Source organism: Gordonia aichiensis NBRC 108223 (genome assembly GCF_000332975.1).
In the GTDB taxonomy this organism is placed as follows: domain Bacteria; phylum Actinomycetota; class Actinomycetes; order Mycobacteriales; family Mycobacteriaceae; genus Gordonia; species Gordonia aichiensis.
This window is the reverse complement of sequence record NZ_BANR01000001.1, coordinates 223,788-244,264: the sequence shown is the minus strand read 5'-3', so window position 1 is coordinate 244,264 and position 20,477 is coordinate 223,788. Positions and strand designations below refer to the sequence as shown.

Here is a 20,477-nt window from a genome sequence, read left to right as displayed (position 1 = left end):
ACGGACGCCTCAGACCAGCGTCGCGAGCTCTCGGATCGTCCCGGAGTCGCGCGTGGTCACCATCAGCATCGACACACCCGCGGATTCCCACTGCTTGATCTGTTCGCGCACCTCGTCGGCCGTACCGACGATCATCGTCTCGCGCACCATCTCGTCGGGAACCGCGGCAAGCGCCTCTTCTTTGCGTCCGGCGAGGAACAGCGCGCCGATCTCGTCGACGACGTCGCCGTACCCCATTCGCCGGTACAACTCGGCGTGGAAATTCTTCTCCTTGGCGCCCATCCCGCCCACGTACAGCGCGGTCGCCGGCCGGTACGCGTCGACGGCGGCGGCAACGTCGTCGGTGATCTCCACCTGCACGGTCGCCGCGACCTCGAAGTCGTCCCGTGTCCGACGCGCCCCGGGACGCGCGAATCCCTCCGCCAGCCACGACTCGTACTGATCGGCGAGCGAGAGACTGTAGAAGATGGCGAGCCACCCGTCGGCGATCTCCGCGGTCTGCGCGACGTTCTTGGGCCCCTCAGCGCCCAACCAGATCGGGATGTCTGCGCGCAGCGGATGGGTGATCGGCTTGAGCGACTTACCCAGCCCTGTCGCGCCCGGCGCGTCGGCGGGATACGGCAACGGGTAGTGCGGGCCCGCGCTGCGGACACGATCTGCCCGCGCCAGCACGTCGCGCACGATCTGCACATATTCTCTTGTGCGCGCGAGAGGTTTGCCGAAGGGCTGCCCGTACCACCCTTCGACGACCTGAGGACCTGAGACGCCGAGTCCGATGATGTGCCTGCCGCCGGAGAGATGGTCGAGGGTCAGCGCGTGCATCGCCAGCGAGGTCGGCGGACGTGCCGACAACTGTGCGACGGCGGTGCCGAGGCGAATCCGCGACGTCGACGCCCCCCACCAGGCGAGCGGGGTGTACGCATCAGACCCCCACGACTCCGCCGTGAACACGGCGTCGAATCCCGACTCCTCTGCCGCGGCGATGAGCGACGGAGCGTCGTCGATGGGGCCGGCTCCCCAATATCCCAGTTGCAGCGCGAGTTTCACCGATCGACCTCTTTCCTGTCGCCGCCGCCCCGACCACGGCGGTCACGGCCTTGTGCCTCAATACTAGAACGTGTTCTACTCGAAGTGTGAGCAGCATCGACACTTCTCCCGACGCGACCGCATCGAGTCCCGTTGTCAGCGTGCCCGATCCCGAGACCGACATCCTGACCGCGGAACTGAGCAACACCTTCGCCTACACACGATCACTCGGACCGGTGCTGAGCCAGTTCGCACTCGGCCTGCGCGATGGCCGCATAGTGGGCTCCCGCTCGTCCGACGGAACCGTCTCGGTGCCACCGATAGAGTTCGACGCCGGGTCGGGCGCGCCGATCTCCGATGTCGTCGACGTCGCATCCGTCGGCACGGTCACCACGTGGTCGTGGAATCCCGAACACATCGACGGACAGCCCGTGGAAGCACCGTTCGCGTGGGCGCTGATCCGCCTCGACGACGCGGATTCCGCTCTGCTGCATGCGGTCAAGGTATCCAGTGCATCGGAGATGTCGACGGGGATGCGCGTGCACGCCGTCTGGCGTGCGGCACGCAGCGGCCGCATCGACGACATCGCCTACTTCGCACCCGGCGAGACCGCCCAACCCGCGGACCGCAACACCGCGGAGAATCCGGACGGCGATCAGGTCATCATCACCACACCGATCACCACGACCATCACCCATTCGGCCACCGAGGAGGAATCCCGCTACCTCGAAGGCCTCAAGGCCGGCAGGCTAATCGGCACGCGCATCGGGTCGGGGGTCGACGCCGGGCGCGTCTACTTCCCGCCACGGTCGGTGAGTCCCGCCGACGGTGCGCCCGCGGTCGAACACGTCGAACTCCCCGACACCGGGATCGTCACCACGTTCTGCATCGTGAACGTCCCGTTCCAGGGCCAGCGGATCAAGCCTCCCTACGTCGCCGCCTACGTGCTCCTCGACGGCTCCGACATCCCGTTCCTGCATCTCATCCTCGACTGCCCGGCCGACGAGGTCCGCATGGGCATGCGTGTCGAAGCCGTGTGGGTGCCAGAAGACCAGCGAGAACTCTCGATGGGCTCGATCAGTCACTTCCGGCCGACCGGTGAGCCCGACGCCGAGTACGACAGCTACCGCGAGTTCCTCTGACCCGAGATCTCTACCTCCAGGAGCACCACGTGACCTTCCCCCGCATCGCGATCGTCGGGTTCGCCCACAGCCCCAACATCGTCGGCACACACGGCACCACCAACGGTGTCGAGATGCTGATCCCCTGCTTCACCAAGCTCTATGCCGAGCTCGGCATCTCGCGTACAGACATCGAGTTCTGGTGCAGCGGTTCGTCGGACTACCTCGCCGGACGCGCCTTCTCGTTCATCTCGGCCATCGACTCGATCGGCGCGATGCCGCCGATCAACGAATCGCATGTCGAGATGGACGGTGCGTGGGCACTGTACGAGGCATGGGTGAAGATCGCCAGCGGCGAGGTCGACCTCGCGCTGGCCTACGGCTTCGGCAAATCCTCAGCGGGAGACAGCAATCGAACGCTGTCGATGCAGACCGATCCCTACACCGTCGCGCCGCTGTGGCCCGGTGACCGTGCACTGGCCGGGTTGCAGGCACGCGCGGGGCTCGACGCAGGCGCGTGGACCGAGGCCGACATGGCAGCCGTGGCCGCACGGGCCACCGGCGCCTCAACCGACGATCTACTCGCCGCCGACTACGTCGCCGATCCCTTCCGCGCACACGACATCGCGCCGTTCACCGATGCCGCAGCCGCGGTGATCATCGCCAGTGAGCGCCGAGCCCGCGAACTCGTCGCCAATCCCGCGTTCGTCAGCGGGTGGGATCACCGGATCGACAGCGCGAATTTCGGTGCCCGTGACCTGACCGTCTCGCCATCGACAGCGCTGGCCGCCGACACCGCGTTCGGAGACCGCACACGCGCCGTCGATGTTGCGGAGATCGCCGCACCCTACACGCACCAGGAGATCATCGTGCGCAACGCGCTCGGCCTCCCCGATTCGGTGCGGATCAATCCATCCGGCGGGCTGCTCACCGGCAATTCGTTGTTCAGCGGAGGTCTGCAACGCATCGGCTACGCCGCGCACGCCATCCTCAGCGGGGACGCTCGGACTGCAGTCGCGCATGCGACGAGTGGCCCACTGCTGCAACAGAACATGGTGGTCACGCTGCAGAGCGATTCAGACAGCGGCGACTCGAGTGTGGGAGACGAGAACTGATGGCACACAACAACCGTGCGGCGGTACTGGGTACCGGACAGACCAAGTACGTTGCGAAGCGACACGACGTCACGATGGCGGGCATGTGTCGCGAGGCGATGGACGCAGCACTTGCCGATGCCGGGGTGGGTATCGACGAGATCGACGCGATCGTCATCGGTAAGGCGCCGGACCTGTTCGAGGGCTCGATGATGCCGGAGCTCGCGATGGCCGACGCTCTCGGCGCCGTCGGAAAACGATTGATCCGTGTGCACACCGCAGGCTCGGTCGGCGGCTCGACGGCCAACGTGGCCGCGTCGCTGGTGTTCGCAGGCGTGCACAAGCGGGTGCTGGCCATCGCGTGGGAGAAGCAGTCGGAATCGAATGCCATGTGGGCACTATCGCTCCCGGTTCCGTTCACCAAACCGGTCGGGGCGGGCGCGGGCGGCTTCTTCGCGCCGCACGTGCGCTCGTACATCCGGCAGTCCGGTGCCCCTGAGCACATCGGCGCGATGGTCGCCACCAAGGATCGACGCAACGGTGCCCGAAATCCGTTGGCACATCTCCATCAGCCCGACATCACGGTCGACAGTGTGATGTCGTCGCAGATGCTCTGGGACCCCATCCGCTACGACGAGACCTGCCCGTCGTCCGACGGCGCATGCGCCGTGGTGATCGGCGACGAACAGGTCGCCGACGCCGCTGTCGCCGATGGTCGTCCGGTCGCCTGGGTCCACGCCACCGCCATGCGCACCGAACCCCTGTTCTTCGCGCACCGCAACACCGTCAGCCCGCAGGCCAGCCGTGATGCCGCAGCGGCACTGTGGAAGTCGGCAGGCATCGACAACCCGATCGATGAGGTCGACGTCGCAGAGGTCTACGTCCCGTTCTCGTGGTTCGAGCCCATGTGGCTCGAGAGTCTCGGCTTCGCCGCCGAGGGCGAGGGTTGGAAGCTCACCGAGGCCGGTGAGACCGAGATCGGCGGCCGCATCCCGTTCAACCCATCGGGCGGCGTTCTCTCGTCGAATCCGATCGGGGCGTCGGGCATGATCCGCTTCGCCGAGGCCGCTATCCAGGTGATGGGTAAGGCGGGCGACCACCAGGTCGACGGCGCCCGCAAGGCACTCGGTCACGCATACGGCGGTGGGGCCCAATACTTCTCGATGTGGCTCGTCGGCGCCGACAAGCCGTCGAACTAGCCCGGCGGCTCGCTTCTCTCACAGTGTGCCGCCTCATCCGGGCACACCTCGTCTGTGTAACCGCATTCGGCCCACCTCATCTGTGCACAATCACCTTGTGCACTGCCGAAGGTAGCTGCGCACCGATGAGGTAGCTGCGTCGATCGAGGTGAGGTTCTTTCGAGAACAGACGGAGTCGGTGCTCGAGACGCGTAGCCGGGTCGAGTTGATCGATGCGGGGGTTCCGGCGCCCGAGCTACAGGTCGACATCGTCGACGCAGACGGGAACCCGCGTCGACCTGTACTGGCGCGACGCGCGGTTGTGTGGTGAGGCCGACGGCCACACGGTGACGTTGTCTCCCGGCCGGCGCCCGCCGGTGCGGCAACCAGCGCCAACCGCAGCCGGTCACAGCGACAAACCCCACCTGATCTGTGTCCAGCTACCTTCAGCAGTGCAGAAGGTGCAGGGTCACAGATCAGGTGGGGTCCGACATCGCAGTATCACCGCGCCCGGCATTGGCCAGTCAGGCAGGCCGCACAGAGTTGATCGTCTTCTCGACCTCCCAGAACGCACGCAATGCCGAGAGCTTGCCGTTGTCATCAGCCCGATAGGTGAACACGCCGTGCGCCTCCGACACGTGGCCCGCGATGTGCGTCACGATCTTTCCGACGTAGGCGACCTCGTTGCCGCAGATGATCTCGTCGTCGAAGACGAACTCGATACTCTCCGTGGTCCCGATCGACAGATCCCAGAACTGCGAGATACGTTCTCGGCCTTGGAATCCAACCCCTCGTTCGTCGAACATCGACGGTCCGACCGGATCCTCGACCTTCGCATCCGGCGCGAAGTTGTCAAGCCACGCCTGCTTGTCCCGAGCCGCGACCGCCTCCCGCGATCGGCGACCCGCCACGACGGCGGGGTGGTTCTCCCGGTCGATCCCCAGGTATGCGGGTTGACTCGAATCCTGTTGGGCGGCAGTGCTCATCGATCAACGCGTTCCGTAGTCGACCTGCAGTTCCTTCACTCCGTTGATCCACCCGTGCCGGAGTCTGCGTGGTTCGTTCAGCCGCGAGATGTCGGGAACGAGATCGGCGATGGCATTGAACATCAGGTTGATCTCCATGCGGGCGAGATTGGCGCCGACACAGAAGTGCGCGCCATTGCCGCCGAATCCGACGTGCGGGTTGGGATCGCGCAGGATGTTGAACGAGAACGGATCGTCGAACACATCCTCGTCGTAGTTGGCCGAACCGTAGAACAGTCCGACGCGCTCTCCCTGCTTGATGTCGACGCCGCCCACCTGGGTATCGCGCTTGGCGGTGCGCTGGAAGCAGTTCACCGGCGTCGCCCAGCGGACGATCTCGTCGACCGCGGTCGCGGGCCTCTGCGACTTGAACAACTCCCACTGATCTGGATGTTCGAGGAAGGCGTTCATGCCGTGGCTGATCGCGTTGCGCGTTGTCTCGTTCCCGGCGACGGTGAGCAGGATGAAGAAGAATCCGAACTCGGCCTCATCGAGGTGCTGGCCGTCGATGTCGGCGTTGACCAGCGTGCTGACGATGTCGTCGACAGGGCATTTCCGACGCTCTTCTGCCATGTTGTAGCCATAGCCGAGGATCTCGGCCGAGGCCATCTGCGGATCGACCGCAGCGAACTCCGGGTCGTCGTAGTTCATCATGTTGTTCGACCACTCGAACAACTTCGTGCGATCGGTCTCGGGAACACCGAGCAGATCGGCGATCGCGAGGAGCGGGAGGTCGACGGCGACATCGTGCACGAAGTCGCCGGTGCCCTTGTCTGCCGCCTGCCGCACGATGGCGCGAGCCGCGTCGTCGAGCTTCTCTTCGAGTGCCTGCACCGCGCGCGGTGTGAACGCCTTCGAGATCACCTTCCGCAGGCGCGTGTGCTCCGGCGGGTCGTGATTGATCAGCAGCGCCTTGGTGACATCGAGTTGGTCCTGCGTCATCTCGTCGTCGAAACGCATGATGACACCGTTGGTCGACGTCGCCCAGTCCTCGTTGTTCTTCGAGATCTCGCGGACGTGCGCGTGCTTCGAGACGACCCAGTATCCCCCGTCGTGGAATCCGCCGCCTTTACCGGGGAGCTGGGCGTTCCACCACACCGGGGCGGTCTTGCGCAGCGCCGCGAATTCGGCGACAGGGATGCCCTTCTCGAGCAGGTCGGGATTGGTGAAATCCCACCCCTCCTGATGCATGAAGGGACATGATGCTGTTGGTGAGGATGACGTCTGGTCGGCCCCCACGCCGTCGGTCTGGATCACGAAAATACCACCCTGTTCTCAGCGTTGTGCAACCAGAGACGCGAACGTGTTCACGTCTCACTAGCGCTCACTGTACACACACTATCGCGTCAAAACAGGAACTCGTTCTACTTTTCCGTCGAAGCTACTTCCGATAGTCGATCTTCGGCGGCGCACCGGGAGCCGGCGGCTGCGCGCCGAGTGGCGACGGACCGCCGCCATACCCGGACGACGGACCCCGCGGCGACGACTGCGGGTGGCCCACATACGGCTGGTGGTGCGGATACTGCGATGGACGAGGCTTTCCCGCTTGCGGGTACTGCCCGGGCTGTTGGGGATAGTGCGGCGAGTGGGGTTGCCCCGCCTGCGGATACGGTTGCGGTGGGATGCCCGCGCCGATAACGGTCGCTGGGTGCGGACCGCCGTTGGCACGACGTCGTCCCGTCCGCCTCGCGTTCACAGCAATCCAGATTCCGCCACCGATCAGGGCCGCGGCCCCGCCTCCGAGCATGGAGTAGTTCCCCGTCCGATTCTCCGATCGCGTCTGCTCCAAGTCGGTTTCCCTACCGCTCTTCATCTCGACGCACCGATCACCCGAACTCATCGTCTGCCCGCCGCAGGTGACATCCGTCGAGCTGAGCCCCGAGATCCCGAGCGCGAGCAACACGACGCCCAAGACAGTGGTGAGAATCGAGTAGATCCAGTCCTTCACATCACGCCCTTCCTCTGTGCGTCGAGCTCCGACGCCTCCCGAACCAACCGTCCGAGCTAATCACGCCGCTCCGTGCGCACGTAGCGTGACCTATCCGCTCGAATGACCTGTTCTCGACGGCATCGGGACCAGATGGAGGCCCGACATGGACATAAACGAGAACATGTTCTACTTTCATGCGAGAGCAGTCGAGCGCGAAAGGTGACGGACATGGGTGTGCCGGTAATCGTCGAAGCAGTGCGAACCCCCATCGGCAAGAGGGCAGGTTGGCTGTCGGGCCTCCATGCAGAAGAACTTCTCGGTCTCACGCAGCGCGGACTCATCGAGAAGGCGGGAATCGACGCGGCGCTCGTCGAGCAGGCCATCGGCGGGTGCGTGACCCAGGCAGGCGCGCAGTCGGGAAACATCACCCGCAAGGCATGGCTGTCGGCCGGGCTTCCCGAGCAGACCGGCGCCACCACAGTCGACTGTCAGTGCGGCTCCGCGCAACAGGCCAATAACTTGATCGCGGGACTCATCGCCACCGACACCATCGACGTCGGGATCGCCTGCGGCGTCGAACTGATGTCGCAGACACCCCTCGGAGCCAACATCGGAGTCGACGCCGGTCCGTACCACGCGGAATCGTGGAACGTCGAGATGCCCAATCAGTTCGAGGCCGCCGAGCGCATCGCCACTCGACGCGGGATCACGCGCGCCGATGTCGACGCCCTCGGCGTGCGCAGTCAGCAACGCGCCCGACAGGCGTGGGACGAACACCGATTCGACCGTGAAGTGCTGAGCCTCAAAGCACCCGAGCGCACCAAAGACGGCTCAATGACCGGCAATATCATCGACGTCACACGCGATCAGGGCCTGCGCGACACCACACCGGAGACACTCGCGGCACTCAAGCCGGTGATCGACGGAGGAATCCACACCGCGGGCACCTCGTCCCAGATCTCCGACGGTGCGGCCGCGGTCTTGCTGATGGACGAGACGAAGGCCCGTGAACTCGGCCTGCGACCACGCGCCCGGCTACGTGCCACGGCCCTCGTCGGCTCCGAACCGTACTACCATCTCGACGGCCCGGTCCAGGCCACCGACCGCGTGCTGAGTAAAGCCGGAATGTCGTTGTCCGACATCGATATCGTCGAGATCAACGAGGCATTCGCGTCGGTCGTGCTCAGTTGGGCGCAGGTACACGGGGCCGATATGGACAAGGTGAACGTCAACGGCGGCGCAATCGCCCTCGGGCATCCCGTCGGCAGCACGGGTTCGCGCCTGCTCACCACCGCGCTCCACGAACTCGAACGCCGCGACGGCAGCACCGCATTGGTCACGATGTGCGCCGGTGGTGCGCTGGCGACGGGCACGATCCTCGAGCGCATCTGAACGTTGCCGAACCGGCTGAGGAGCCACGCACATGAAGGCTGAGAACCGCCCGGCACAGCTTGATTCTCCAGTGGTCGCGAAAGCGATCAAGCTGGGTTCACGCGTCAACACCTCGCTGTACAAGCTCACCGGCGGTCGCCTCGGCAGGACCTGGCGGGTCGGGGCGGCACTGCGCAAACCTGTCGACGTCTGCCTGTTGACCACGACCGGACGTAAGTCCGGGCAACCGCGTACGGTGCCACTGCTCTACCTCCGCGACGCCGACACGATTGTCGTCGTCGCCTCGCAGGGCGGTTTACCGTCGAACCCCGCGTGGTATCTCAATCTGCGGGTCAACCCCGATATAACGATCCAGATCGGCTCGGAGGTAGCCGCCTACACGGCACACGTCGCGACCGAGGACGAGCGGACCCGGCTCTGGCCCCGACTGATCGAGTTGTACGCCGACTTCGACACCTACCAGGCGTGGACCGACCGCACCATCCCGGTGGTGATCTGCCGTCCGCGCACGGGGTGATCGCCTCGTCAGCGCGGCAGTTCGGCCCGCGACGGTAATGCGCGGACCGCCGCGCCGACCCAGGCATCGAGAAATGCACGCCGCTGGACTTGCGAACGTCCCGCACCGTGGTCGATCACCATCGACTGCAGTGTGCGCAGGACGATTTCGACGATGACATCCAACTCTGCGGGCCCATAGCCCCGCGTAGCCCAGTCGACGTCCATGCGCTCGACCATCGACCGCGCGAAACCCCGACCGACCTCCGACGTCACCTCTCCCACCGCGAACATGCTCATGTTGTCCGCACTGAACAGCACACCGACGTAACGGTCGTTGGGCAACTCCTCGAGTACCACATCGATCCCCTCGACAACCGCGGCATCAGGCTCACCGATTCCCTTGACGCGGGCTGCTATCCGCTCGAGGAAGTCGCCGACGGCGTCGAAGGCAGTCGCCTGCAGCAACGCCTCGGTGCTGGGGAAATAGCGGTACACGGTCTGGCGGGTGACTCCGAGAGTGCGTGCGACATCGCTGATCGTCGTCGAGACACCGTGTTCGTCGATCGCCGACCGTGCGGCAGCGAGGATGCGCGCCGTGGCCTCCGCGTCGTCGACCGGGACACTCCCTGCCCAGCCGTGTGTACGCATTTGCAGCGACCACCTTTCCCGCACCGGCTCCTATCTGGGCAGACGGTATCACGACGCCACACACTCACCACGTCTGCGCAATCTCGACCATACACATAGACAATGGATGTATGGTGGTGCCATGACAGCCATCACCACCGACGCCGCATGCCCGTTCGGCAAGGGCTTCGATTTCACGAACCCCGATGTGCTCGAGGCCGGTTTGCCCGTGAGCGAGTTCGCCCACCTACGAAAGACTGCGCCCGTCTGGTGGAATGAACAGCCCATCGGCACATCCGGATTCACCGACGGCGGTTACTGGGTCATCTCACGACACAAGGATGTTCGCGAGATCTCGAAGAACAATCAGGTGTGGTCGGCGAACGCCAAGGGCGCGGTGATCCGACTCCCCGACTACATCACGCCCGACCAGATCGAGTTCACCAAAGCCCTTCTCATCAACCATGATCCGCCCGAGCACACCCGTCTACGCAAGATCGTGTCGCGCCTGTTCACTCCCAAGGCAGTCGGCTCACTGGAAGAGAACCTGCGTGAGTCCGCGCGTGAGATCGTCGAGGCGGCGGCCGCCAAGGACACGGGTAACTTCGTCGACGACGTGTCCATCCACTTACCCCTGCAGGCAATCCTGGATCTGATCGGTGTGCCGACAGCCGACCGCCCACGCATCCACGAACTCGTCGACGCGATCATCAACAGCGACGATCCCGACCACACGATCGATCCGGCGATGGCCAATGCCGAACTCCTCGGCTACGCGTACACCATGGCCGAGGAGCGTCGTCGCAATCCCACCGACGACATCGTGACGACCCTCGTCGAAGCTGACATCGATGGTGATTCGTTGTCCGACATCGAGTTCGGCTTCTTCGTCATCCTGCTGATCACAGCGGGGAATGAGACGACGCGCAACGCGACCAGCCACGGAATGAATGCCTTCCTGTCCACTCCGGACCAGTGGGAGCTCTACAAATCAGAGCGCCCGCGGACCACCGTCGACGAGGTATTGCGATTCTCGAGTCCGGTCAACGCCTTCCAGCGAACGGCCAAGGTCGATACGACCATCGCAGGCGTCGACATCGCGGCAGGCCAACGTGTCGGACTGTTCTACGGATCGGCGAACTACGACGAGGACGTCTTCGACGACCCGTTCACGTTCAACATCCTGCGGGATCCCAATCCGCACCTGGCATTCGGCGGCAACGGAGCACACTTCTGCATCGGCGCCAATCTCGCACGCCTGGAACTGAATCTGATTCTCAACGCCATCGCCGACGTACTGCCCGATATCGAGAAGATCGGTGAACTCCGTCGCGTACGGTCCGGCTGGCTCAACGGGGTGAAAGAGTTCCCGGTGCGCTACGGCGCGGCATCAGCGGGGCTCACCGGCGGGGGCTGCCCGGTCGCGCACTGACCGGACGCCGCCCCGCGGTGTCACCTATCCGACGCCACGCTCCGCCGATGCCCAGAACTGCGCCCGCAGTGCCTTCTTGTCGGGCTTACCGAGTCCGGTCAGCGGCAACGATTCCGCGAAGATGACCTCTTTGGGCGACTGCACCGCCCCCTTGCGCTGCTTCACCGCGTACTGGATCTCCGCGGCAATCCGCTGCCTGTCGTCATCGTTCGCCTCGACGTCGCTGCGCAGTACCACCACCGCCGTCACGGCCTCACCCCACTTCTCGTGCGGCACTCCGATGACTCCGACCTGACCGACCGACGGATGTTCAGCGACAACGTCTTCCACCTCACGCGGGAACACATTGAAGCCACCGGTGACGATCATGTCCTTGGTGCGGTCGACGATGTACCAGTATCCGTCGGCGTCTTCGCGTGCGACGTCGCCGGTACGCAGCCAGCCGTCGCGGAAGGTCTCGGCGGTCTGTTCCGGCAGCCCCCAGTAGCCCGCTGCCAGAAGTGGTCCGGCAACACAGATCTCACCGGGCTCGCCCTGCGCGACCGGCTTGTCGTCGGGTCCCAACAGGGCCGTGTGCAGAAACGACGACGGTCGGCCGCAACTCGACAATCGCCGCGGATCGTCGCCCGGCTTCGGGTGCTCGTCTTTTGCCAGGTAGCTGATGACCATGGGCGCTTCGGACTGGCCGTAGTATTGCGCGAAAATCGGCCCGAAACGTTCGATGGCCTCAGCCAGCCGCACCGGATTAATCGGCGAGGCACCGTAATACACGGTTTCCAAGGACGAGAGATCGCGCGTGCGGGAATCAGGGTGGTCCATCAGGGCGTAGAGCATCGACGGGACGAGCATCGTCGCACTGATCTTCTCCTCCTCAATGGTCCGCAGTACCTCGGCCGGGTCGAACTTGCTCAGCACCACCATCGAGCCGCCCTTCATGAGCGTCGGGAGGAAGAAGGCAGCACCCGCGTGCGACAGCGGCGTACACATCAGAAATCGCGGCCGCGTCGGCCATTCCCACTCCGAGAGCTGGATCTGCGTCATCGTGGTCATCGCGCGCACGGTGCCGATCACGCCCTTGGGTTTGCCGGTGGTGCCACCGGTGTACGTGATCGACATGATGTGGTCGGGCGAGAGTTCCGCGGCGGTCAGCTCGGTCGCGTCGTAGCCTGCTGCTTCGGCGACGATGTCGCGGCCGACGTCGGACAGTGCTTCTGGTACGGGGCCGAGTGTGAAGATCTGCTTGAGACCGTCGACGCGTTCCATCAGCGCGACAGCACGTTCGACGAACATCGGGACCGGGTCGATGACGAGAGTCGTCACCCCTGCGTCGGACAACACGTACGCATGGTCGTCGAGCGATCCGAGTGGGTGCAGCGCGGTGCGGCGCCACCCCTGCGTCTGGCCTGCCCCGATCACGAACAGCACCTCGGGACGGTTGAGCGCGAGCAACCCGACCGACGACCCGGTACCCGACCCCAGACCTTCGAAGGCCTGCACGTACCGACTGATCTCAGCGGCCATCTGCGCTCCGGTGAGCGCTGTGTCGCCGAGCTCGAGCACCGTACCCGATGTGTTCTTCGCCAGCGCCGCCACGAGGAGGTCTCCCATATGGGCTGCTCCCCGGAGGTGATCGATTTCGGTGTCACAGTTCTCAGATGCCATAGCGCAAGACTAGGACGTGTTCTACATCGACGGAAGACGATCGTCGGAAATACTGGCCTCTACGTGGCATGACTTCCTCCATGTGCGTTCGATTCTGCACTAGAACACGTTCCATGTCGTACCGGCCGGTAGCTGATTAGGATCGACGGTATGACTGATGTGGACCTGGCAACCGAGCGTCGCGACATCGCCGACGCTCTCCTCACCGCTCTCGACCGACGACACGAGGTGCTCGACGCCATCGTCGACGCCGACGATCACGCTCAAGCCGTGTCCGCGATCGCCGACCTCCTCGGCAAATCGCAGCTCGGGGCCTCGGCGATCCTCGACATGAAACTCGATCAACTCACCAAGGACGAACGCCGCAGGAATCAGACCGAACTCGACGACCTGAACCACCAGCTCACCTTCACGCTCGCCGAGCGACCCGCGAGTAGCGGCGACACCGTTGTGCTGCGAGCCTTCTCCCCCTCCGACGATGCCGAACTGTTCGCCGAGCGCACGCGCGAACTCGGGGTGGCAGGCGACGGCTCAGGCCAACCGGCCCGCGAGATCGACCAGGAGATCGCTCAGGCTGCCGGCCGTGTCGACGAGGAAGAGGCGGCGTGGCTGGTCGTGACCGATGGCGACGACAAGGTGGGATTCGTGTTCGGTGAACTCACCGACGGCGAGGTCGACGTCCGCGTGTGGATTCACCCTGACTTCCGCAAGCGCGGCTATGCCACCGCCGCCATGCGCAAGGCGCGCTCGGAGATGGCGGGTTACTTCCCCGGAGTCCCGATGGTGGTGCGGGCCCCCGGCGTCTGATCTCACCACGCAAGACGGCGGGGCCGACTCAACGAAGTCGGCCCCGCCGTCTTCTGTATGCACCGGGCATCGACGCTCGGCTACTGCTCTGCGTTCGAGAATTCAGCGGCGCCGCGGAAAACCGAAGCGCGCGACTATGGTTCGAATCCGGAACTCGTCGTCGATCAGGAACGACTCGCTCACCGGCGCCCACAGACCCAATGCCTTGGGGGCCACGTGTACCCGATACTTCGTCGAGACCGTGTGGCCTTCGACGGTCGCCGTGAATCCGCTGACCTGATGGATGAGCCGGAACTGCGGGCCACGCGCGAGGCTGCGGGCAATGTGGCTGCCGCTTCTCCCGGTCTTGATCCCCATCTCCACACGTGTGCAGTCCGGATGGAGGTTGACGCCCGACGGATCATGACTGACCAGCGCGTCGACATATGCTCGTGCGGCTGCTATCCGTTGGCCGCCAACGGAATCGTCGGCACCACTCGCAGATGCGAGATCGCTCATCGTGTCCTGCTTCTCATCTGGTCCCGTATCTCATCTCGCTCCGTACACAGGTACCGGAGCGGGCGTCTTGGCCAGTAGATCGTCGACGACCGGCGTGAGTTCGGCAGGCTCCCACCGCGCACCCTTGTCGATCGACGCGGCGCGCTGCCAACCGTCGACGACGGTGATCTTTCCGCCCTCGATCTCGAAGACCCGTCCTGTGACGTTCGACGACTCGACCGATCCGAGCCAGACAACGAGTGCGGAGATGTTCGCGGGGTCCATCGCGTCGAACGATCCGTCGTCGGGCGCGGCCATCTGCGCGGCCATCGCCTCGCCCGCGCCGAGCGTCATCTGCGTACGTGCCGACGGCGCGATCGCATTGACCGTCACGCCGTAGGCCGCCAGCTCTGCTGCCGCCTGGATGGTGAGCTCCGCGATGCCCGCCTTGGCCGCCGAATAGTTGCCCTGCCCGACCGATCCGAAAAGTCCTGCCCCCGATGACGTGTTGATCACGCGCGCCTGCCGCGCCGAGCCCGCCTTGGACTGCGCCCGCCAGTACGCCGCCGCATGCCGGAGCCCGACGAAGTGCCCCTTGAGATGAACACGGACGACGGCATCCCACTCGTCCTCCGACATCGCGACGAGCATCCGGTCGCGCACGAATCCAGCGTTGTTGACCAGGATGTCGAGTCCACCGAACTCGTCGAGCGCGGTCTGCACCATAGCGGCGCCGGCGTCCCAGTCCGCAACGTCGCCCACCGACGCAACAGCTCGGCCACCGGCAGTCGTGATCTCCTCGACTACCGCGGCTGCGGCGTCCTTCGCGTAGTCGTTCACCACGACGGCGGCGCCGTCGGCGGCGAACGCCAACGCGTGGGCGCGCCCGATCCCCTGGCCGGCCCCTGTCACGATCGCCACGCGATCCGTGTTCATGGGATGTCCGTTGTCGCTCAACTCAGCCCTTTCGATAGCTTCGAGTTCGGTTGGCTCACAGGTCGTTACCCGCGTTGGCGGCGTCGAGGAATGCGGGTTTCTCCCCACCGCCGTGGACGGTGAGCGTCGAACCGGTGATGTACGCCGACAGCGGCGACAACAGAAACGCAACAGCATTGCCGACATCTTCCGGCGTGGCCATCCGCCCCATCGGGATCGTGCGACCCACCGCAGCGACGCCGTCATCGTCGCCGTAATGCATGTGTGCCAGTTCGGTTTCCACCGGTCCGGCGACAACCGAATTGATACGCACACGTGGCGCCCACTCCACCGCGAGCGACGTCGTGGCGTTGTCGAGTCCCGCTTTTGCCGCGCCATATGCCGACGTCCCCGGCGAGGGGCGGTGTCCGCTCACGCTCGACACATTGACGATCGCACCGCCAGACTCCTGTTGCTGCATCACCGCGTTCGCGGCTCGTGCGACCAACAGCGGCGCGAGGAGATTCAACTCGACGATCTTGCCGGCGAAGGACGACGACGCGTCGGCGGCCAGCGCGAACGGAGACCCCCCGGCGTTGTTGACCACACCATCGAGCGTGCCGTGTGTCTCGACGATCCGCTCGATCATCACTCTCACCGCATCCTCGTCGCGCACGTCGCACGTGATGAACTGCCCGAGCGCCTCGGCCTCGTCAGTCCGGTTACGAGCGCAGGTCACCGGTACTGCGCCGAGATCGGCCAACGCCCGCGCAACTCCCAGCCCGACGCCACGTGCGCCACCGGTGACGAGAACGACCTTCTTCTCCACGCCGAGACTCGCCTCCACGTGGGGAGTCGTCTCCACCCTGGGGTCGAGACCTGTGATCTGTGACCGCAAGCCCATGGGTGCTACCCTACCAAACAACCAAGCATTTGCTTGGTGTCACTGTGTTGCTGACTACCGATGCGGGATCCGTCCCGAGAGGAGGGCATGGCGTGCCGATCACCAGTACGCGCTCGGCGAGTGGTGTCACGACCATCACCGTCGACTACCCGCCGGTCAACGCGCTGCCGTCGGCCGCGTGGTTCGAGCTGGCCGATGCGGTCCTCGCCGCGGGTGACGATCTCGACACCCATGTGGTGGTGCTGCGGGCGGAAGGTCGTGGATTCAACGCGGGCGTCGACATCAAGGAGATGCAGGCAACCGAGGGGTTCGACGCACTGATCGGGGCCAACCATGGTTGCGCCGCAGCATTCTCCGCTGTCTATGACTGCAAGGTTCCTGTTGTCATCGCTGTCAACGGGTTCTGCGTCGGGGGCGGAATCGGTCTGGTGGGCAACGCCGACGTGATCGTCGCGTCCGAGGGCGCCGTCTTCGGATTGCCCGAGGTCGACCGCGGCGCGCTCGGGGCAGCGACACATCTTGCGCGACTCGTTCCTCAGCACATGATGCGCACGCTGTACTACACGGCGAGCAATGTCACCGCAGAACAGCTGCTGCACTTCGGATCGGTGTACAAGGTGGTCCCCGCAGCCGAACTCGACGCGACCGCAACAGATGTCGCCGAGCAGATCGCAGCCAAGGACACCAGGGTCATCCGCGCGGCGAAAGCGGCCATCAACCACATCGACCCGGTCGACGTGAAGGCCAGCTATCGCCTCGAGCAGGGATACACCTTCGAACTCAACCTGGCCGGCGTCGCCGATGAACATCGCGATGCCTTCGTCGCGACAGGCCAGCCGAAAACCTCACAGGGGAGCCGCTGACATGGCCGAGGGCGACACACCAACCGACAAGACCGCAACACTCGACGAGATCATCGGCGAACTCCGCGACGGCATGACCATCGGTATCGGCGGATGGGGCTCGCGACGCAAGCCCATGGCACTCGTGCGGGCACTCGCCCGATCCGATGTCGAAGACCTCACCATCGTCACCTACGGCGGCCCCGATCTCGGATTGCTCTGCGCTGCAGGAAAGGTCCGCCGGGCGTACTACGGCTTCGTCTCGCTGGACTCCGCACCCTTCTACGACCCGTGGTTCGCGACGACGCGCACCAGCGGCGCGATCGAGTCCCGCGAGATGGACGAGGGCATGGTCAGGAGCGGACTGCAGGCCGCAGCGGCACGTCTTCCGTTCCTACCGACGCGCGCGGGCCTCGGATCGTCGGTACCCGACTTCTGGCAGGGCGAACTCAAGACCGTCACCTCTCCCTATCCCGACCCCGACGGCCGCACGCAGATGCTGATCGCCATGCCTGCATTACGGCTCGACGCCGCGTTCGTACATCTCGACCTCGCCGACTCGCGCGGCAACGCGGCCTATACCGGCGTCGACCCGTACATGGACGACATGTTCTGCGCCGCAGCCGACCGCCGCTACCTCGAGACCGACCAGATCGTCTCGACCGAGGTGCTCGCGAAGTCGGTTCCCACGCAACGACTTCTGCTCAACAGGATGCAGGTCGACAAGGTCGTCCACACCCCAAACGGTGCCCACTTCACCTTTGCGGGAACAGCGAGCGAGGCGAGCGGGCCGAACGCGACGAGCGACTACGCGCGCGATGAACGGTTCCAGCGTTTCTACGTCGAATCCGCCAAGGACTCCCAGATGTGGTCGACGTTCCGTCGTCGCTTTCTCGAGGTCGACGAGGAGACCTACCAGCGCGAGGTCCACGCCTGGCACAGCGAGCAGGAGAGTTCGAAATGACCACTGCAGCAACCCACACCGACGTCACGCGTGGAGAGATCTGTGTCGTCGCGTGCGCTGAGATCTTCCGCGATGCCGGCGAGATCATGGCATCGCCGATGGCCCCGGTGCCGCTGCTCGGCGCCCGACTCGCACGGCTGACGTTCTCCCCCGATCTGCTGATCACCGACGGCGAGGCATTGATCCTTTCCGATACACCGCCGATCGGGAAGTCGGGACCCATCGAGGGATGGATGCCGTTCTCCAAGGTGTTCGACGTCGTGGCGTCGGGTCGCCGACATGTCATCATGGGCGCCAACCAAATCGACCGGCACGGCAATCAGAACCTCTCGGCATTCGGCCCACTGCAACACCCCACGCGCCAGATGTTCGGCGTGCGGGGGGCGCCCGGCAACACCATCAACCACCCGACGAGCTACTGGGTACCCCGACATTCGGCCCGCGTGTTCTGCGAGACTGTCGACGTTGTCAGCGGAATCGGCTACGACAAGGTCGATCCCGACAATCCGGCTTTCGACGACCTCGACATCCGACGCGTGGTCACCAACCTCGGCGTCTTCGACTTCGGCGGCCCCGGCCACACGATGCGGGCTCTGTCGCTGCATCCCGGCGTCGACGCGAACGAGGTGGCCGAGAATACGTCGTTCGAGATCGCGGGCCTTGCCGATGCGCCGCCGACCAGACTGCCCGCGGAGAACGAACTCGCGATCATCCGAGATGTCCTCGACCCCAGGGGTGTCCGTGATCGGGAGGTGAAATGAGCTCGACGGCCCGCGCCGCGGCACTGACGACCCGGTTCACCGAACTCGTCGGCGTCGAGTACCCCGTCGTGCAGACCGGCATGGGCTGGGTGTCGGGACCGGCTCTGACGTCGGCGACGTCGAATGCCGGAGGACTCGGCATCCTGGCGTCCGCGACGATGACCTACGACGAACTCGCTGCCGCGGTGGCGAAGACGAAGTCGTTGACCGACAAGCCTTTCGGAGTGAACATCCGGGCCGACGCCACCGACGCCGCAGAACGCATCGATCTGCTGATCCGCGAGGGGGTGCGGGTGGCGTCCTTCGCGCTCGCACCCAAGAAGGAACTGATCGCCAAGCTCAAGGACAACGGCGTGGTGGTGATCCCGTCGATCGGCGCGGCGAAACATGCGGTCAAGGTCGCCTCGTGGGGCGCGGACGCGGTGATCGTGCAGGGTGGAGAGGGCGGTGGGCACACGGGGCCGGTCGCCACTACGCTGTTACTGCCATCGGTACTGGATGCACTGCGCGAGAACGGTTCCGACATGCCGGTCGTCGCGGCGGGGGGATTCTTCGACGGTCGCGGTCTCGCCGCAGCACTCGCATACGGAGCCGAGGGAGTCGCGATGGGCACCCGCTTCCTGCTGACCTCGGATTCGGCCGTACCCGACGCGGTGAAGCAGGAGTACCTGACGCGCACGCTGAACGACACCGTCGTCTCTGTAAAGGTCGACGGCATGCCGCATCGCGTGCTGCGCACACCACTGGTCGAGGCGCTCGAGAGCGGCAGTCCGATCCGCGCGCTGTATGCGGCAGCGCGCAACGCCAACGAGTTCAAGCGGTTGACGGGCATGAAGTGGACCACGATGCTGCGTGACGGCCGCGCGATGCGCAAGTCGGGTGACCGTAGCTGGCAACAGATCATCATGGCCGGTAACACCCCGATGCTGTTGCGCGCGGGGCTCGTCGAGGGAGATACGCGTGCAGGCGTTCTTGCCTCCGGTCAGGTGGTCGGCATGATCGACGACCTGCCGACGTGCGACGCGCTCGTGCAGTCGATCATGCACCAGACACACGAACGGTTGAAAGCGCTCGGCACGCTGGGCTGATGTCTACGATCAGGCGGCGCAAAAAGATCATGCCTCGGGAATACCGGACGGCGGTCCGGCGGTTGGCCCGAATATGACCACACAGAACATCGTCATCTTCGGAGGCACCGGGTACGCCGGTGGACACATCGCGGCGCAGGCGGCCAAGCGCGGGCACCACGTCACGTCGTACAGCCGCAGCGGCGCCCCCGCCGAGCCCGTGGAGGGTGTCACCTACGAGACCGGTTCACTCGCCGACGCGTCGACCGTCGACAAGGCTGCAAGCGATGCAGACGTCCTCGTCATCGCCGTCCACGGTGCTGACGTCGACGGAAAATCGCTGGTCGAGCTCGTTCCCGAGATCACCAAGGCGGCAATCGCCCACGGAACCCGGGTCGGCGTCGTCGGTGGTGCGGGCAGTGCGTTGGTCAGCGACGGTGGTCCCCGACTCGTCGACACGCCCGACTTCCACGACGACTGGAAGCCCGAAGCGCTCTCGCACGCCAAGGTCCTCGAGGCGTTGCGCACGAGCCCGGATGAACTGGACTGGTTCTACGTCTCCCCCGCCGCGTTGTTCGGTTCGTTCGCGCCGGGCGAGGCCACCGGCTCATATCGAACAGGTGGCGACCTCCTCGTGACGAAGGACGACGGCAGCTCGGAGATCTCCGGCGCCGACTTCGCGCTCGCCTTCGTCGACGAGATCGACGATCCCAAGCATCACCGCCAGCGGTTCACCACCGGACACTGACGATTCG

At 65.1% G+C, this 20,477-nt stretch carries 21 protein-coding genes; 12 read left to right on the top strand and 9 right to left on the bottom strand.

Annotated features, from left to right (window positions below; all coding sequences use genetic code 11):
• Positions 1-9: 9 nt before the first annotated feature.
• Positions 10-1,047 (bottom strand): LLM class F420-dependent oxidoreductase, encoded by a 1,038-nt coding sequence (locus GOACH_RS01130; protein WP_005169276.1) that lies wholly within the window; start codon positions 1,045-1,047, stop codon positions 10-12.
• 140 nt (positions 1,048-1,187) lie between these two features.
• Here GOACH_RS01130 and GOACH_RS01125 point away from each other — a divergent pair, with 140 nt between their 5' ends.
• The 3 genes from GOACH_RS01125 to GOACH_RS01115 are packed head-to-tail and all read left to right on the top strand — an operon-like array spanning position 1,188 to position 4,440.
• On the top strand, positions 1,188-2,168 hold the full coding sequence (locus GOACH_RS01125; protein ID WP_005169274.1) for a Zn-ribbon domain-containing OB-fold protein: 981 nt from the start codon (positions 1,188-1,190) through the stop codon (positions 2,166-2,168).
• 29 nt (positions 2,169-2,197) lie between these two features.
• Positions 2,198-3,262: a thiolase family protein gene (locus GOACH_RS01120; RefSeq protein ID WP_005169272.1), complete on the top strand. Its 1,065-nt coding sequence runs from the start codon at positions 2,198-2,200 to the stop codon at positions 3,260-3,262.
• The gene (locus GOACH_RS01115) at positions 3,262-4,440 is read left to right on the top strand and encodes a thiolase family protein (protein ID WP_005169271.1); all 1,179 of its coding nucleotides are present in this window, start codon (positions 3,262-3,264) and stop codon (positions 4,438-4,440) included. Before GOACH_RS01120 ends, GOACH_RS01115 begins: the two co-directional genes overlap by 1 nt.
• A gap of 503 nt (positions 4,441-4,943) precedes the next feature.
• Here GOACH_RS01115 and GOACH_RS01110 read toward each other — a convergent pair.
• The 3 genes from GOACH_RS01110 to GOACH_RS01100 all read right to left on the bottom strand — a co-directional run bounded on the left by GOACH_RS01110 (position 4,944) and on the right by GOACH_RS01100 (position 7,392).
• Positions 4,944-5,405 (bottom strand): nuclear transport factor 2 family protein, encoded by a 462-nt coding sequence (locus GOACH_RS01110; protein ID WP_005169270.1) that lies wholly within the window; start codon positions 5,403-5,405, stop codon positions 4,944-4,946.
• Between the two features lie 3 nt (positions 5,406-5,408).
• The gene (locus GOACH_RS01105; protein WP_005169269.1) at positions 5,409-6,701 is read right to left on the bottom strand and encodes a cytochrome P450; all 1,293 of its coding nucleotides are present in this window, start codon (positions 6,699-6,701) and stop codon (positions 5,409-5,411) included.
• Between the two features lie 124 nt (positions 6,702-6,825).
• Complete coding sequence (locus tag GOACH_RS01100; RefSeq protein WP_005169268.1) at positions 6,826-7,392, bottom strand: hypothetical protein; 567 nt, start codon at positions 7,390-7,392, stop codon at positions 6,826-6,828.
• Between the two features lie 210 nt (positions 7,393-7,602).
• On the opposite strand from GOACH_RS01100, the gene GOACH_RS01095 reads away from it, so the two are divergent.
• Both GOACH_RS01095 and GOACH_RS01090 read left to right on the top strand, forming a co-directional pair.
• Positions 7,603-8,766 carry a steroid 3-ketoacyl-CoA thiolase gene (locus tag GOACH_RS01095; protein WP_005169263.1) on the top strand — a complete coding sequence of 388 codons (1,164 nt, stop codon included), beginning with the start codon at positions 7,603-7,605 and terminating at the stop codon, positions 8,764-8,766.
• A gap of 31 nt (positions 8,767-8,797) precedes the next feature.
• A complete protein-coding gene (locus GOACH_RS01090) occupies positions 8,798-9,283 on the top strand; it encodes a nitroreductase family deazaflavin-dependent oxidoreductase (protein WP_005169261.1) in 486 nt (161 codons plus the stop codon).
• Between the two features lie 8 nt (positions 9,284-9,291).
• Here GOACH_RS01090 and GOACH_RS01085 read toward each other — a convergent pair whose 3' ends face one another.
• Entirely contained in the window at positions 9,292-9,912 is a 621-nt protein-coding gene (locus GOACH_RS01085) for a TetR/AcrR family transcriptional regulator (RefSeq protein ID WP_005169259.1), read from the bottom strand.
• Between the two features lie 121 nt (positions 9,913-10,033).
• Here GOACH_RS01085 and GOACH_RS01080 point away from each other — a divergent pair, with 121 nt between their 5' ends.
• Positions 10,034-11,323: a cytochrome P450 gene (locus GOACH_RS01080; RefSeq protein ID WP_005169257.1), complete on the top strand. Its 1,290-nt coding sequence runs from the start codon at positions 10,034-10,036 to the stop codon at positions 11,321-11,323.
• Positions 11,324-11,347: 24 nt separating this feature from the next.
• Here the strand turns inward: GOACH_RS01080 and fadD8 are convergent, their stop codons facing one another.
• Complete coding sequence (gene fadD8, locus GOACH_RS01075; RefSeq protein WP_040517317.1) at positions 11,348-12,985, bottom strand: fatty-acid--CoA ligase FadD8; 1,638 nt, start codon at positions 12,983-12,985, stop codon at positions 11,348-11,350.
• Positions 12,986-13,135: 150 nt separating this feature from the next.
• On the opposite strand from fadD8, the gene GOACH_RS01070 reads away from it, so the two are divergent.
• Complete coding sequence (locus tag GOACH_RS01070) at positions 13,136-13,792, top strand: GNAT family N-acetyltransferase (protein WP_005169255.1); 657 nt, start codon at positions 13,136-13,138, stop codon at positions 13,790-13,792.
• A gap of 102 nt (positions 13,793-13,894) precedes the next feature.
• Here the strand turns inward: GOACH_RS01070 and GOACH_RS01065 are convergent, their stop codons facing one another.
• Genes GOACH_RS01065 through GOACH_RS01055 form a run of 3 tightly spaced genes read right to left on the bottom strand, consistent with a single transcriptional unit; the run spans position 13,895 to position 16,088 of the window.
• A complete protein-coding gene (locus GOACH_RS01065; RefSeq protein ID WP_005169254.1) occupies positions 13,895-14,290 on the bottom strand; it encodes a DUF8021 domain-containing protein in 396 nt (131 codons plus the stop codon).
• 30 nt (positions 14,291-14,320) lie between these two features.
• Complete coding sequence (locus GOACH_RS01060) at positions 14,321-15,205, bottom strand: SDR family oxidoreductase (protein WP_005169253.1); 885 nt, start codon at positions 15,203-15,205, stop codon at positions 14,321-14,323.
• Between the two features lie 55 nt (positions 15,206-15,260).
• Positions 15,261-16,088: an SDR family oxidoreductase gene (locus tag GOACH_RS01055; RefSeq protein ID WP_005169252.1), complete on the bottom strand. Its 828-nt coding sequence runs from the start codon at positions 16,086-16,088 to the stop codon at positions 15,261-15,263.
• A 92-nt stretch (positions 16,089-16,180) separates the two neighbouring features.
• Between GOACH_RS01055 and GOACH_RS01050 the strand changes: the two genes are divergently transcribed.
• The 5 genes from GOACH_RS01050 to GOACH_RS01030 all read left to right on the top strand — a co-directional run bounded on the left by GOACH_RS01050 (position 16,181) and on the right by GOACH_RS01030 (position 20,470).
• On the top strand, positions 16,181-16,951 hold the full coding sequence (locus GOACH_RS01050; protein ID WP_005169251.1) for an enoyl-CoA hydratase family protein: 771 nt from the start codon (positions 16,181-16,183) through the stop codon (positions 16,949-16,951).
• A 1-nt stretch (position 16,952) separates the two neighbouring features.
• Positions 16,953-17,894, top strand: a complete 942-nt coding sequence (locus tag GOACH_RS01045; RefSeq protein WP_005169250.1) for a CoA transferase subunit A — start codon at positions 16,953-16,955, stop codon at positions 17,892-17,894.
• Complete coding sequence (locus GOACH_RS01040; protein WP_005169249.1) at positions 17,891-18,655, top strand: CoA-transferase subunit beta; 765 nt, start codon at positions 17,891-17,893, stop codon at positions 18,653-18,655. Before GOACH_RS01045 ends, GOACH_RS01040 begins: the two co-directional genes overlap by 4 nt.
• On the top strand, positions 18,652-19,743 hold the full coding sequence (locus GOACH_RS01035; RefSeq protein ID WP_005169248.1) for an NAD(P)H-dependent flavin oxidoreductase: 1,092 nt from the start codon (positions 18,652-18,654) through the stop codon (positions 19,741-19,743). Before GOACH_RS01040 ends, GOACH_RS01035 begins: the two co-directional genes overlap by 4 nt.
• A 73-nt stretch (positions 19,744-19,816) precedes the next feature.
• A complete protein-coding gene (locus GOACH_RS01030; protein WP_005169246.1) occupies positions 19,817-20,470 on the top strand; it encodes an NAD(P)-dependent oxidoreductase in 654 nt (217 codons plus the stop codon).
• Positions 20,471-20,477: the final 7 nt, after the last annotated feature.